The sequence below is a fragment of the Nonomuraea purpurea genome, assembly GCF_042650645.1.
Classification (GTDB): Bacteria; Actinomycetota; Actinomycetes; order Streptosporangiales; family Streptosporangiaceae; genus Nonomuraea; species Nonomuraea purpurea.
In genome coordinates, this window is sequence record NZ_JBHSBI010000003.1 from 1 (window position 1) to 14143 (window position 14143).

The 14143-nt window shown below is 69.5% G+C and carries 13 protein-coding genes and 1 pseudogene; 5 read left to right on the forward strand and 9 right to left on the reverse strand.

Annotated elements, in window-relative coordinates; translation table 11 throughout:
• On the forward strand, window positions 1-248 hold a 248-nt coding region (locus tag ACFOY2_RS06490; protein WP_379527010.1), incomplete at its 5' end, for a choice-of-anchor P family protein.
• Between the two features lie 111 nt (window positions 249-359).
• On the opposite strand, the gene ACFOY2_RS06495 is transcribed toward ACFOY2_RS06490, so the two are convergent.
• The 4 genes from ACFOY2_RS06495 to ACFOY2_RS06510 all read right to left on the reverse strand — a co-directional run bounded on the left by ACFOY2_RS06495 (window position 360) and on the right by ACFOY2_RS06510 (window position 3686).
• Window positions 360-596 (reverse strand): hypothetical protein, encoded by a 237-nt coding sequence (locus ACFOY2_RS06495; protein ID WP_379527011.1) that lies wholly within the window; start codon window positions 594-596, stop codon window positions 360-362.
• A gap of 56 nt (window positions 597-652) precedes the next feature.
• Window positions 653-1018, reverse strand: a complete 366-nt coding sequence (locus tag ACFOY2_RS06500; protein WP_379527012.1) for a hypothetical protein — start codon at window positions 1016-1018, stop codon at window positions 653-655.
• A 122-nt stretch (window positions 1019-1140) separates the two neighbouring features.
• Window positions 1141-2979, reverse strand: coding sequence for a hypothetical protein (locus tag ACFOY2_RS06505; RefSeq protein WP_379527013.1), 1839 nt, complete (start codon window positions 2977-2979; stop codon window positions 1141-1143).
• Window positions 2964-3686, reverse strand: a complete 723-nt coding sequence (locus ACFOY2_RS06510; protein ID WP_379527014.1) for an ABC transporter ATP-binding protein — start codon at window positions 3684-3686, stop codon at window positions 2964-2966. Before ACFOY2_RS06510 ends, ACFOY2_RS06505 begins: the two co-directional genes overlap by 16 nt.
• 69 nt (window positions 3687-3755) lie before the next feature.
• Between ACFOY2_RS06510 and ACFOY2_RS06515 the strand changes: the two genes are divergently transcribed.
• Window positions 3756-4385 (forward strand): TetR/AcrR family transcriptional regulator, encoded by a 630-nt coding sequence (locus ACFOY2_RS06515; protein WP_379527015.1) that lies wholly within the window; start codon window positions 3756-3758, stop codon window positions 4383-4385.
• Window positions 4386-4409: 24 nt separating this feature from the next.
• Here the strand turns inward: ACFOY2_RS06515 and ACFOY2_RS06520 are convergent.
• Window positions 4410-4610 (reverse strand): annotated as a pseudogene (locus ACFOY2_RS06520) (WYL domain-containing protein); the annotation flags it as partial.
• A gap of 62 nt (window positions 4611-4672) precedes the next feature.
• Between ACFOY2_RS06520 and ACFOY2_RS06525 the strand changes: the two are divergent.
• Window positions 4673-4954: a hypothetical protein gene (locus ACFOY2_RS06525; RefSeq protein WP_449290129.1), complete on the forward strand. Its 282-nt coding sequence runs from the start codon at window positions 4673-4675 to the stop codon at window positions 4952-4954.
• Between the two features lie 84 nt (window positions 4955-5038).
• Here the strand turns inward: ACFOY2_RS06525 and ACFOY2_RS06530 are convergent, their stop codons facing one another.
• The 4 genes from ACFOY2_RS06530 to ACFOY2_RS06545 form a co-directional block, all read right to left on the reverse strand.
• A complete protein-coding gene (locus ACFOY2_RS06530) occupies window positions 5039-5209 on the reverse strand; it encodes a hypothetical protein (protein ID WP_379527016.1) in 171 nt (56 codons plus the stop codon).
• 448 nt (window positions 5210-5657) lie between these two features.
• A complete protein-coding gene (locus ACFOY2_RS06535; RefSeq protein WP_379527017.1) occupies window positions 5658-8381 on the reverse strand; it encodes a hypothetical protein in 2724 nt (907 codons plus the stop codon).
• Window positions 8382-8725: 344 nt separating this feature from the next.
• A complete protein-coding gene (locus tag ACFOY2_RS06540) occupies window positions 8726-9130 on the reverse strand; it encodes a YybH family protein (RefSeq protein WP_379527018.1) in 405 nt (134 codons plus the stop codon).
• Window positions 9131-9301: 171 nt separating this feature from the next.
• Window positions 9302-10258 (reverse strand): LysR family transcriptional regulator, encoded by a 957-nt coding sequence (locus ACFOY2_RS06545; protein ID WP_379527019.1) that lies wholly within the window; start codon window positions 10256-10258, stop codon window positions 9302-9304.
• A gap of 115 nt (window positions 10259-10373) precedes the next feature.
• Between ACFOY2_RS06545 and dnaE the strand changes: the two genes are divergently transcribed.
• A complete protein-coding gene (gene dnaE / locus ACFOY2_RS06550; RefSeq protein WP_379527020.1) occupies window positions 10374-13904 on the forward strand; it encodes a DNA polymerase III subunit alpha in 3531 nt (1176 codons plus the stop codon).
• Window positions 13901-14137, forward strand: coding sequence for a DUF6300 family protein (locus tag ACFOY2_RS06555; protein WP_379527021.1), 237 nt, complete (start codon window positions 13901-13903; stop codon window positions 14135-14137). The genes dnaE and ACFOY2_RS06555 overlap by 4 nt, the downstream gene beginning before the upstream one ends.
• The last annotated feature ends 6 nt before the right edge of the window (window positions 14138-14143 follow it).

Here is a 14143-nt window from a genome sequence, read left to right on the forward strand (position 1 = left end):
GAACCACCACGATCGCCTTCCTCAAGGTCGGCAACACGGTGGTCATCGCAGAACCCACCAATATCCAACCCAACACCACGGTCAACGTCGGCGTCGTTAAGCTCGTCCTCAACGAGCAGATCGCATTCACCACCCCCGACAAGGGCCTGACCGTCAACGCCGTCCACATCGCCGTCGACGCCCTCGGCCTGGCCAAGACCAACGTCGTCCTGGCTTCCTCCGAAAGCGACATCGGCAACTGCCCATAACCCAACCCGAGGCCGGGCGGAACACCGTAGCTCCGCCCGGCCTCGGGGGACTGTCCAGGCGGCTTCAGGGGGGTGCCCAGGGGTGGCGCTGGAACGAACTGCGCGCAGAGATCATGTCGGGGCGTCTCCCGGTTCGCTACTCGTCTCGGCGGTGAAGTCGGCTTCGAGCTGGTAGGCGACGTGCCCGCCGAGTTCCAGGTCGGGGGTGTTGGCCGCCAGCGGGGCGCCGGGCTCGCGCACGCCGTGGCGCAGCCGCCCGTTCAACGCGTCGTCCTTGTATGCCTGCAGATGGTCCTCGGTGACGGCCAGCAGCCCGGCCGGGCGTCGGTGGGCGTCCAGCGTGTTCACCCAGGCCAGGAACCCGGACAGGGCGGCCAGGTAGGTGCGGCGGGTCTCGGCGGTCTTCAGGCTTTGCAGCCAGGTCGCCGCGGCGTGCCAGGCGGCCGGGTCGAGAGCGTCGACGCGGTCGACGTCGTGTAGCCGGTGCAGGTGGGGCGGAAGCGGGACAGCGAGATGCGGCCGACCTTGCCGCGGGTGTCCCGCAGGATCGGCCCGCTCGGGTTGCGGCCCGGCTTCGTGTAGGCGTCCAGGTCCCGCTGCGTGGCGTCGCTGTTGGTGAGGACCGTGCACACGGCCTTGTCGCCGTCGATGCTGTCGACGTGGATCGTGCGGCCCGTGCATCGTGGATCGTAGTCCGCCAGGCCGCGCCGGGCGGCCAGGCCGGCCACGATGGCGTCGCGGTCCTCGCCGCCGCGGGCGTAGAAGACCACCTCGGCCCCCAGCGCGGGCCGCAGCTCACGCGGTATCAGGTCGATCCGGTGAAAGCCGGGTATCGAGTCGAGCCTGACGATGATCAGGTGCTGCTGGTGCGGACGGCTCGTGACCCAGTGGTCTACCGGGTGGTGTGGGAGTCAGCGGGTACGGCGACGCTGGACGCCGGCTGGGCGCGCGCATGCAGGAGTGTCAGCAGCGTGCGGATCGCGATCACGTACAGCACGAGCGCGGCCGCGGCGAGAATGACAATGGTCGGAACCTGCAGCACGGGCGGGAGGCCGAGGGGGAAGGTCCAGAAGGTACGGCTCGGTGTGCGGGTCGCCAGGTTGACGAGGGACAGCACCGCGGACAACAGCGGAGTCCAAGCAGTCCCCAAGCACAGCCCGATCAGGAGCCTGCGCCGGCCGTGGCCCGGCAGTGGGACGGCGGGTCGCCCGGTCGTGGCGGACCGGCCGGTGCGCAGCCGCAACAGCAGTTCCGGACCCGCTGTCTGCAGCCGGCGATAGGCGATCCGGCCGAACAGCCATGCGTAACCGACTCCGGTCACGACGGCGAGTGCCACGCCGGCCCACTGCAACGCGATCAGGTTCAGGAGATGACCGGCGGCGACGGCAGCGGCCGACGGCAGCGCGCACGCGGCGATGAGGCCGATCATCGCCCAGACCAGCCCGACGATGTTCGCGCCGTCGGCGGCGGCGTTTCCAGTGCGGCGATGCGCGTCCGGCATCCGGACCGGTGCCATCACCGACAGCAGGACCGCGAGGCCGGCGCCGGCGCCGAGCGCGACGGCCTGCAGGGCCAGTACGGGCGGCCAGGCCCAAGCGAGCCCTGACAGACCGGTTCCGGCGACGGTGGCCACGATGCTCAGGGGAGCCACCTTCAGCAGCCAGGCGATCTGCCGACCGCGCACGTCCGTCCGCTCCGCGCCCGGCCGCATCAGGGTCAGCCACAGAGCGGTGCCGTCGGTGCTGAAGAGCGTCGCAGCTCCGGCCGCCGCCATCCAAGTGACCACGACGCCGGTCCACGGCAGGTACCAGGTGAGATCGACAGCCAGCGGCATCAGGCACAGGAACAGGCCGAACGCGATCGCGAAGTACCAGTGGTAGGAGCGCAGGGTGTCCCGCGACCACTCGCGCAGTTCCTTGGCCGCGACCGCGCCGAGCGGGGTCGCGGGCAGGTGCCGCACCAGGAGCCCGTCGCCGGCCGGGTGCCGGGTCCGGCGCGCGAGAACGCCGCTCATGCGCCGATCGAGCAGCCGGGCCCAGGCGGCCAGCAGCATGACGATCAAGAGCGCGAGGCCGATCAACGCGCTGACGCACACAAGCCAGTCGGCCCTCGCCGCCGCCTGCACCGCGACGATCCCCCAGTTGGGGGGAAAGACGAGCAGCCAGCGGCTGACGTCCACGTCATAGCGCGCGAGCGCGAGCGCGACGATGCCGATGTTGGACGCCGCGGCGATGGCCGCCGCCCACGGCAGCGCCACGAGCGCCGCGCCGAGCCGGGTACGCATCACCTCGCCGAGCAGGCCCACGACCACCCGCGAGGCGAGGACCACCAGCACGAGTTGCGCGGCCGCGGCGGGCACCGCGACCAGGCCGGCAAGCCCCCCGAGGCGAGCGCCGAAAACGACCAATGAGGCGAACGCCACCGCCGTGATCACCGGTCCCGGGCCCGCGAACGCGGCGGCCAGCAGCCCGGTGGCAAGCCCGCGCGCTGTCATCGGCAGCCGGGTGAAGTACTCGGGGCGCAGGCCTCCGTCGCCGCCGCCGGTGAACAGCGGCCCGATCAGCCAGCCGAGCGCCCACACGGCGAACGCCGCGGCGAGGACGTCCGCGGAGACACCGAAGATGACGGTGGCCAGGGCGAGGAGAAGGCCCGCCACCACACCGGCGATCAGCACGCCGTTCGTGACGCGCCACAGCAGCAGCAGCCGCATGCGGGTCAGGACGACAGCCACGACAGCCCTCCTGTCACCGTGTTCTCGGCGCCGGCCAGGCGGATGAAGGCGTCCTCGAGGCTGCCCGCGCCGCGTATCTGATGCAACGAACCCGCGGCGGCGACCTTTCCGTCGACGATGACCGCGACGTGATCACACAACCGCTCGACCAGCGCCATCTCGTGACTCGACACCACCACTGAGCCGCCGGAGTCGACGAACCGCCGCAAGATCGCCCTGATCGTGGCGGCGGACACCGGATCCACAGCCTCGAACGGCTCGTCGAGCACGAGGAGTTGTGGCCCGTGCAGCAGCGCTGTCGCCAGCCCGATCTTCTTGCGCATACCCGCCGAGTAGCCGGCCACCGGTGTCCGTTCGGCCTCCAGCAAGCCCAGCAGCGCCAGCAACTCCTGTGCCCGCTCGGCCACGACCTGCTTGTCCATCCCGTACAGCAGTCCTAGATAGGTCAGCACCTCACGCCCGGTCAGACGTTCGGGCAGCGCCAGATCGTCGGGCAGCACCCCGAGCATCGCCTTGGCACGTGCGGGATCGCGCCAGAGATCCACCCCGAAGACCCGCACGGTGCCCGCCTGCGGCCGTAGCAGGCCGGTCGCCATGGACAGCGACGTCGTCTTGCCCGCGCCGTTCGGCCCCACCAACCCGAAGAACGTGCCGCTCGGCACCCGCAGCCCTATGCCGTGCACCACGGTGCGACCGGCGAATGTCATCGATAACCCTGTGAGTTCCAGTGCCAGCTCCATGGAACCCATGCTGGCACCCTTGCTAATGTTTTGACCATGCCGTCAAAGGATCAACAGCTTGTTCAGAAGGGGCGCACCTTCACCGAGACGGCCCGCCGGACCCAGATCGTGCGGTGCGCGATCGAGACGATCGCCGACATCGGGTACGGCAAAGCGTCCTTCGAGGAGATCGCTCGCCGGGCCAATATCAGCCGCAGCCTCATCTCCTACCACTTCACCGGCCGCGACGAACTCGTCGCCGAGGTGCTCACATCGGTCTACTCTCGCGCGGCCGAATACATGACGGCCATCATCGCCGAAGCCGATACGCCCCCTGCCCAACTCGAAGCCTTCATCCGGGGCAATCTCGCCTTCATCGGTGAGAACCGGCAGGACATGGCCGCCGTCTTGGGCATCGTCTTACACGCCAGGACCCAGAGCCTGACCGCCAAGCCCGAATCCAGCGCCGCGCAGCCACGTCTCCGGGGCTTGGCGAGCATTCTCGAATGGGGCCAGCAAAGCGGTGACTTCCGGCCGTTCTCCTCCTCGGCCATGGCACTGGCGATCTTGCAGGCCATTGACGGCGCCCACCAGCTGACGTCCTCGGCCGAAGACGTCGACCTCGACGTGTACGCGGACGAACTGGTGACGATCTTCTCCAAGGCAACCCGCCAAGAGGACGTTTGATTTGAGCGGAACGTCGACGCGCAAGGTGCGCCAGTCGGCCCGGTCGAGGTCCCAGGCGATGAGGTACAGGCGGTTCTCGACGCGGACGATGTGGTGCGGGTGGACTGTCCTGGCCGCGGTATGACCAGTGCGGGTGCGGTAGGCGAACCCCACCGTCTCGGTGTCGCGGCAGGCCAGGGCGAGGGTCGTCAACGAGGCGACATCGGTGATGTCCACGCGTGCCACGGTGATGCGAGCCGCACCGGCACGACCTCCGCCCCCTGCCCGCCGATGATCCCGTCGAATACGTGCGCACCCGGATCAGGGCGATGCCCGCCAGGTATCCCGTCCGCGCCACGGTCGGAGCCCCCGCCGAAAGGGTGCGGAAGGAGATCTCGCACTACGGGACGGTGGAACCCATCGACGACACCTCATGCCGGGTGGAGATCGCCACCGACTCCCTGGGCTGGGCCACCTTCTGCATCGGAGCCCTCGAGGCCCCCGTTGTGGTCCACGGCCCACCGGAAGCCATCGCCTACATGCGCGCCCGGGGACGACGCCTCACCGCCGGCACCCAAGAGCCCCCGTAACCCGCGCAACGATCTTCAGGGGGCGTAGAACCGGGCGCCCGGAGCAGCGGGCCCAGGCCCCGGCCCACCCGCGGCCCCTTTGCGTCAACGCCCCGCGCCGGGCTGCATGGCCGGTGAAGGGTAGACGGTGAACACCCGCTGGCCGTCGAGCCACGCGCTGAGCCGCCGCGCTTCGGCCGCCAACACCTCGCGGGCCTGCGGCGGGACATCGTCATCAAGCAGGCGCAACTCGACCACACCGCCGGGATCCTGCACCCATGCACCGACGACGCGTCCATCGACCCAAGCGGTGGTCCCGGCGTTGCCCGCACTGTCGAATAACTGGGTCCTCCAGGGACACCCGCTGCGCGCCGATGTCGTCCAGCGCGGTGCGGACTGCGGACTTGGTCCCGCCGAGCCACCAAACGAGGTCATCGACGGTGCCGGGACGTAGGACCACAGCCACCGGGACACCAACTCGGCATAGCCCTGAGGCATCCTCGCCTTCGTATCCGGCGCCCCGGCCCATCGGTGACGGAACATGACCGACGGGAGGTGTCCGACTGGCGCCTGCTCTGCAGGGCTCCTCAGCCGCCGTGTCACCACCGTTTGCGCTCATCCCACACTCCAGAGCACCTGGACGATGGCTTCTTCCTCGGTGTTTGGGGTTTGAGTTTGGGAATCAGGATTTTGCACTACCCCAGCGCCTTTACATTGTAGATTTCTAACTCTCGATCAAGGCGATCCGACATAACCGCCGCGCTTCCTGGACGAGCCTGCTCGACCCCTTGCGGGCCGCGATCGCCGCCACCTCCGGCAGCTCCGCCCGCGCCCCCGCGATTCTCGCCGCCCTGGCCCCCGCCGCCAGCAGGTCGGCTGACCCGGCACGCGGCGACTCCCCGTCCTTCGGCAGCAACCCCGGCAACGCCCCCACGATCACCGCCCACACCGCCTCGTGCGCCCCCGCCTGCGTGGCGTCGTCCAGCACCGCCACGACCCGGTTGAGCTTGACGACGTCGGCGCCGACCAGCGTGGAAACCGCCTCGCCCAGCGCCGCCACCGGCACCTGCCCGCGCGCGGCCAGCGTCAGGAGGGCATCCGTGGCGGCGGCGCGGGCGCCGGCGTTCATGTGGCCCATGCCGCACACCAGCGCGTACGCCGCCCCCTCCCCCAGCGGCCCATCACCGTGGGCCAGGCCGGCCAGCGCCTGCGTCTGCCGGTCGAGGGCCTCCATCGAATGGGGTAGGTAACAGGCCAGGTGAGCGGACACGATCTCCCGATGCGAAGGCATCACGAGCGGCCACCAGGTCAGCGTGTACGAGTGACCGGACCGGGTCTCCAGCAGCTCCGCGACGAAGTCAGGCGGTTCTGCGGCCCCAGGGCGCAGGGTGAGCGCGGCCTCGAGCCCACGGAAGCCCCGGCCCGCGTTCCCGCGCACGGACACGGCCACCTCCGGATCGGCCAGCCCGCCACTCCGCATCCAGGCCGCACACCTCAGGCCCGCCCACGACCGCAGGCTCTTCGCCCGCCGGACGTCAGCGTCGGCGAACGCGCGCGGCAGCCGGAGCAGCGCCTGGGCCAGATCGGCGGGCAGGGCCTCCACCCCGGCGGCTTCCAGGCGTTCGAGCCGGTCGAGCAGCACGCCAGGATCGAGGTGGCCGGTGCCCGACGTGGGCGTGGCCAGCAGGACCGGATAGCCCGAGCCCGCCTCGAACGGCGCGACCAGCTCCAGAGCACGGCGCAGGTAGAGCCGGTCGAAGGCGGCGTACCCCGTCGGACGGTGACGTTTGGACGTGGCCTCCCCGGTCAGCGTGCTGCTGACCGCGGGGGCGAAGAACGCCAGGAACGCCCGGCGCACCCCCTCGATGACCCCCTCGTGAACCTCGCGGCTGCCGTGCCCGAACAAGTGCGGGTCGAACGGCTGCCACCCAGGACGCCGCAGCGCCTCGCGCAGCGCCTCGGGAGCCCGGTGCGACCACTCGGCCAGACCGGCCAGAAGGCGTTCGAACGTGTAGACGTCCGGCGGCCAGCCGAAGAGCGCGACCTCATGCGCGAGCTCCTCCGGCGAGCCGACGGGCGGCGGCAGCGACGGCCCGTCACCGGCCGACGGCAGCGTGGCGACGGGCGAAGGTAGCCACAGCCCATCACCGGCCGACGGCAGCGGGGCGGCCAGCGAAGGTAGCCACGGGCCGTCACCAGCCGACGGCAGCGGCGCGACGGACCCCGCCGCCACGATGTCGGCTCCGTATGCGGCCGAGATCTCCTCCCGCAGGTCGGCAGCCAGCCCCCGGGCCGCCTGCCTGACCGCTTGCCTGCCGGACTCACCCGCCTGTGGGGCCAGCTTGACGACCAGGCGTACGGCCCGTTCCTGCAGCGCAGGTGTGTCCTGCGTGAAGATCGGCGACATGGCGCGCAGCACGCCATCCACCCTGCTCACCTCACGCAGCACCGCGTCACCCGCCCATGAGACGGCGGCCCGCAGCAGCTTCTTCTCCGGCCGGGACGCCAGCGCGCCCATCGCCTCCGTGAACAACCCCTCCGCCAGCAGCCCGGCCTCCTCCAGCCGCCGCACCTGCGCCAGCGCCATGTCGGCCACCGCCACCGGACCGGCCGCCAGCATGCCCGCGTAGTCGCCGGCCCGCGCCGCCGACTCGTCGATGTCGAGGTTGAGCCGGTCGTGCAGGGTGACGAGAGCGCTCAAGGCGTTCGGCCCGTCACGCAGCAGCCGGCAGACCAGCCCGTCGATGACGGCCGCCCGATCGAGCAGACCGTCCTCCACCAGCCGGACGATCGTCCCCACCTGGTACGGCAGGGCCTCGTCCAGGGCGTCGACGTCGAAGAGGCGTGGCCCGAGCACGCCGAGCAGCGGATCTCTGCCCGCCGTCAGCGGCTCCAGCGCGCGCAGCCAGCCGACCACGAATGGGTCGCTGTCCGGCGGTTCGATGCCCGTCTCACGAACAAGCGCGGCGGCCACTCCCCAATGTCGCAAATAAGGCAGCCGAAGTCGTGCGACGATGCGGCGCGCGACGTTCGCCCGCCACGGTTCCGGACGCGAACGCAGCAGCTCGAGTATGCGGTCGTCACTGCTGATCCGCTGGAACTCGCGCCTGAACATCCACGCCGTCACCGCCGACGCCCCGCTCAAACACCCCACGCCCGCCAGCAGCAACGGCACGAGCCGCTCACGGCGTGGCGACCGGCGTTCAAGCGAGCCAGCCGAACTCTGCCGGTCCAGGGACGGACGACGTTCAAGCGAATCGGCCGAACCGTACCGGGCCAGGGACGGCCGATGTTCGGGCGAGCCGACCGAACGGTGCCGGGCCAGATAGCTGGGCAGGCGTGTCGCCACCTCCTTGCGGCCGACTGCGTCGAGCTCGCTCACCAGACGGACAGTGCCCGGGGTGTCGGCGGCCTCAATGAGTTTGACCAGGTCTTCCCAGGCGTTCACCCGCCGACCTCCCAGTAGCCCCGAACAAGCTGTTGGAGGCGGACCCGGCACCCAACGACATGACATGGCCTGATCGCGCCGAGCCTGGCGGAGTGCCACCGGAAGATAGCCGGACCGCGACGACCCGCCGCCCCCAGGCCCGGCACGGCCGCCGGATGGCCGTGTCCGGCGGGGCTCGCCGAACGTCCGCTCCGAGGAGCATCAGAAGATCCGGCGCACCGATGCGCCACCGCCACGTCAGCCATGCCGGGACACTATCGATCGCCCACGACAAAACTCGGGCGCGGCCAGGCGGCCCTGCCCGGAGGTGCGGTGAGGGAGGGCCGCCTGGATCGGTGCGGAGGTCAGGCGGTGCCGTGGGGGTTGTCGATGACGTAGCGCCATTGGCCGTCGGCGCCACGCCGGACCACGTCGGTGGCGGTGCCGCTCATGTCGATCTCGGTGCCGTCGCGGGCGGTGCCGCGCATGGACCAGTCGACGATGAGCAGTGCGATGTCGCCCGCCACGTACACGTGCCTGAGCCGCGCCTCGATGGGCAGTCCGAAGCTCTGCATGTGCTGGTTGGCAGCCAGGCGTGCGGAGCCGCTGACGGGGTGGCCAGGGACCGGGACGAGGATGCCGTCGTCCTCGTAGATGTGGTCGAGGGCTTGTGAGTCGCCGGCGTTCATGGCCGCGACGAAGCGTGCGGCGGGGCTGTCGGGGTCGCCTGCGAGCACCATGTGCGGCGGCGAGATGTCATGACTATTCATGACAAAATGATCATATCACATCTGGGAGCAGCGCCCTCATGCGAGAAAGCGGACGCCACGCTGGAACCGTCCACCGGCAAGGCGGCCACGCCACCGCGTTCGGCGGTTCAGAACGATGTTCGAGAACGGTTCGGGGCCGGGCGATGAGGATCGCGGCCCTCCGCCCGGTTGTCAGTACGTGCCCGTGAAGGCCGCGCGATCGACCTCCGGCAGCCACTGCCGTCCCGGATCGAACGGCCGGAACCTCCCCTCGACGAACTGGATGAGCCGCGCCAGCACCGGATGATGGTTCTGCCGGTGGCACAGCAGCGAGGACGGGTACACGGGCCAGGGCTCGATGAGGGGAATCCGGACCGTGCGCGGATGCCACGGCACCCGGCACGTTTCCCCTACGATCCCGATGCGTCCGCCGGCGCCGATCTCCTTGACGAAGTGGTCCCACCCGAAGTCGGGCCCTCTGTCGTCGATCCGGAGGTCGAACGCGGCGCCGAACAGGCGGTAGTACTCCGCCCATTCGCTCCCGGAGGCGTTGCCGGGCATCCACACGGCCGACCCCGACAGCCGTTCCATCTCCACCTCCCGCAGGGAGGCGAGGGGGTGGTCGCGGTCGACCAGAAGGTGCAGCGGTTCCAGGCAGGCGGGCACGGACCGCAGGTCCTCCTCCAGGGGCCCGCTGACGCGGGCGAACGCGGCGTCCACGGAGCCGCGCACGAGCGCCCCGCGGGCCGATCTGAGCCCGTTGGAGGTGGTGACGTCGATGTCGGCGTCCTCGCTCTCGTGGAAGGCCTGGACCAGGTCGACCGACGACAGCCGCGTGTCCAGCACGTCGACCCGCAGCGCCCGCCGCCGGCCGCGCAGCATGTCGAGCGCCTGGTCGGCGATGCCGACGAGGGCACGCGCCTGGTGCAGGAACACCCGGCCGTCATCGGTGAGGGCGGCCCCGTTGCGCGAGCGGTAGAACAGCCGCACGCCGAGGTCGGCCTCCAGCTTGGCGATCCGCTTGGAGACGGCCTGCTGGCTGATCCCCAGCCGGGCCGCGGCCTCGCTGAAGTAGCGGTCCTCGGTAACGGCGACGAAGGCGCGCACCGCCCCGAGGTCCAGATCCGCCGGAGCTCCCTCGACAACCACCGGTTGTGGCGTATCGGTGTGTCGATTGTTGGACAACAGGGCCTGCTCTCGTGTCGAATGCTCGGGTTCGCAGCTCAGACTACAACCAGGGGGCGTGGTTCCGGTGGGGTCTTTCGTGCATCTTCACGTGCACACCGAGTACAGCATGCTCGACGGCGCCGCCAAGGTCGGCCTGCTGATGGAGGAGGTGGCCCGGCAGGGGATGCCGGCCGTGGCGATGAGCGACCACGGCAACGTGCACGGCGCGTACGAGTTCTACCAGACGGCGCGCAAGGCGGGCATCAAGCCCATCATCGGCATCGAGAGCTATGTCGCCCCCGCCTCCCGGCGCCACCGCCAGCCCGTCTACTACAGCGACAACCTCGCGCTGCGCCGCTCCAACGACGAGACCGGCGAGGGCGGCGACGTCTCAGGGCGCGGCCTCTACACCCACATGACGATGTGGGCGGCCGACGCCAGGGGGCTGCGCAATCTGTTCCGCCTGCAGTCACGGGCATGGCTGGAAGGGCATGTCCAGAAATATCCACGTATGGATGAGGAGCTGCTCGCCGAACACCACCACGGCATCATCGCCACCACCGGCTGCCCCTCCGGCGAAGTGCAGACCAGACTCCGACTCGGCCAATACGACCAGGCCATCGAGGCCGCCGCCCGCCACCGCGACATCTTCGGCCCCGGCAACTACTACCTGGAACTCATGGACCACGGCCTGCCCATCGAACGCCGCGTCCGCGACGACCTCCTCAAACTCGGCAAACAGCTCAGCCTCCCGCCCCTGGCCACCAACGACTCCCACTACGTCACCGAGGACCAGGCCCGTGCGCACGACGTGCTGCTGTGCGTCGGCACCGGCAAACGACTGGCCGACCCCGACCGCTTCCGGTTCAGCGGCAGCGGCTACTTCATCAAGCGGGCCGAGCAGATGCGCGCCCAATGGGACGCCGAAGTGCCCGGCGCCTGCGACAACACCCTCCTCATCGCCGAACGCGTCGGCGACTACGACGAGGTCTTCGCCCACCGCGACCTGACCCCGCGCTTCCCCGTCCCGGAAGGCGAGAACGAATCCACCTGGCTGCGCAGGGAAACCCTCGCCGGAGCGCACCACCGCTACGGCGGCCGGCCATCGCAGGAGGTCCTCGACCGCATCGACTACGAACTGTCCGTCATCGACACCATGGGCTTCCCCGGCTACTTCCTCGTCGTGGCCGACATCTGCCGCCACGCCCGCGACAACGGCATCGGCCTCGGCCCGGGACGCGGCTCCGCCACCGGCTCCATGGTCGCCTACTGCACCGGCATCACCCAGCTCGACCCCATCGAGCACCAACTCATCTTCGAACGCTTCCTCAACCCGGAACGCATCACCATGCCGGACGTCGACCTCGACTTCGACGACCGCCGACGCGACGAAATGATCGACTACGTCACCCGCAAGTACGGCGACGACCGCGTCTGCCAGATCGTCACCTTCGGCACCATCAAGGCAAAAGCCGCCATCAAGGACTCCTGTCGCGTCCTCGGCCTGCCCTACGCCCTCGGCGACCGCATCACCAAAGCCTTCCCCGCGGCCGCCGGCGGCAAGGAAATCCCCCTGGCCGCCATCCACGACGGAAAGCACCCCCGCCACGGCGAAGCCTCCGAACTCCGCCAGATGTATGAGCAGGACCCCGACGTCAAGCGCGTCATCGACACCGCCACCGGCATCGAGGGCCTCACCCGAGGCACCGGCATCCACGCCGCCGGCGTCATCCTGTCCGCAGAACCCCTCATCGACGTCATCCCCCTGGCCAAACCCAAAGCCGACGGCCCCGTCATCACCGGCTTCCCCTTCACCCAGGCCGAGGACATGGGCCTGCTCAAAATGGACTTCCTCGGCCTGCGCAACCTCACCGTGATCGGCGACGCCATCGCCGGAGTCCAGGCCAACAAGGGCATCGACATCGACATCTTCGACGTCCCGCTCGACGACCCCACCACCTACGAACTCCTGGCCCGCGGCGACACCCTCGGCGTCTTCCAACTCGACAGCGGCGGCATGCGCGTCCTGCTCAAACTCATGCAGCCCACCACGTTCACCGACATCGCCGCCGTCAACGCCCTCTACCGGCCCGGCCCCATGGAGATGAACGCCCACACCCACTACGCCCTCCGCAAAACCGGCAAACAACCCGTCGAACCCATCCACCCCGAACTCGAAACCGCACTCCAGCCCATCCTCGGCGACACCTACCACCTGGTCGTCTTCCAGGAACAGGTCATGGCCATCGCCCAGCAACTCGCCGGATACTCCCTCGGCGCCGCCGACATGCTGCGCCGCGCCATGGGCAAGAAGAAAAAAGAGGTCCTGGACGCCGAATGGGACCGCTTCTCCACCGGCATGCGCGAACGCGACTTCTCAGAAGAGGCCATCAAAGCCGTCTGGGACGTCCTGGTCCCCTTCAGCGGATACGGCTTCAACAAATCACACACCGCCGGATACGGCCTGGTCTCCTACTGGACCGCCTACCTCAAAGCCAACCACCCCCAGGAATACCTCGCCGCCCTCCTCACCTCCATCGGCGACGACAAAGACAAAATGGCCGTCTACCTCTCCGACTGCCGCCGCCTGGGCATCAAAGTCCTGCCCCCCGACGTCAACGCCAGCCTGCTCAACTTCGCCGCCGTCGGCACCGACATCCGCTTCGGCCTCGGAGCCGTACGCAACGTCGGCGCCGGCGTCGTCGACGCCATCGTCGCCACCCGCGAAACCCAGGGCCCCTACACCGACTTCAACGACTTCCTCAGCAAAGTCCCCGCGACCGTCTGCAACAAACGCGTCATCGAATCACTGGCCAAGTCCGGCGCCTTCGACAGCCTCGGACACCACCGCAAAGCCCTCGTCGACATCCACGAGAACGCCGTCGACGCCATCATCGACGTCAAAAAGAACGAAGCCCGCGGCCAGGACTCCCTGTTCGGCGAACCGGGCCGCACCGACGCCTTCTCCACCACGATCCCCGAAGGGGAATGGAGCACCGCCACCCTGCTCGCCTTCGAACGCGAAATGCTCGGCCTCTACGTCTCCAGCCACCCCCTCGACGGCGCCGAACGCGTCCTGGACGCGGGCCGCGACACCACCATCGCCGACCTGCTCGCCTCGGGACGCCAGGACGGCGCCACCCGGATCAGCGGCATCATCTCCGGCCTGCAACGCAAGGTCACCAAACAGGGCAGCCCCTGGGCGATCGTCACCCTCGAAGACCACGACGCCTCCGTCGAATGCCTCATCTTCCCCAAGACCTACACCCTGTACGGCGAAACCCTCGCCCAGGACCACGTCATCTCCGTACGAGGACGCGTCAACGTCCGCGACGAAACCATGAGCGTCTACGGCGAGGAGATCACCCTCCTCAACGTCACCCAACCCGACACCGAACCCCCCGTAGTCATCTCCATCCAGGAAACCCAGCTCAACCCACGACTCGTCCAGGAGTTCAAGCACATCCTGACCACCCACCCCGGCAGGGCGCCCGTCCACGTGCGCCTGCACCGCCACGGCGCCGCCGGCGTGCTGCTCGACCTCCAGCCCTTCCAGGTCGCCCCGGAACCCGCACTCTACGGCGACCTCAAAGCACTGCTCGGCGTCGCCGCGATCGGCGGATCATGATCTGCCCCCGCTGCCGCGCCGACGACGTCCTGGCCGTCCTGCGCCGCCCCCACACCTGGACCGACGCATCGGGTGGCCAGGTCAGAGGCGTCCGCGAGATCGTCCTGTGCGCCCGCTGCGACGCCGGCGACCCTCTTGTCTCCTTCTTCGCCGTCCACGGGACCGCGACGAAGGAGACGGCGGCCGAGCTCGCCGGCCACCTGCGCCGCTGGATCGACCGGACCCAGCTGTAATCAAGC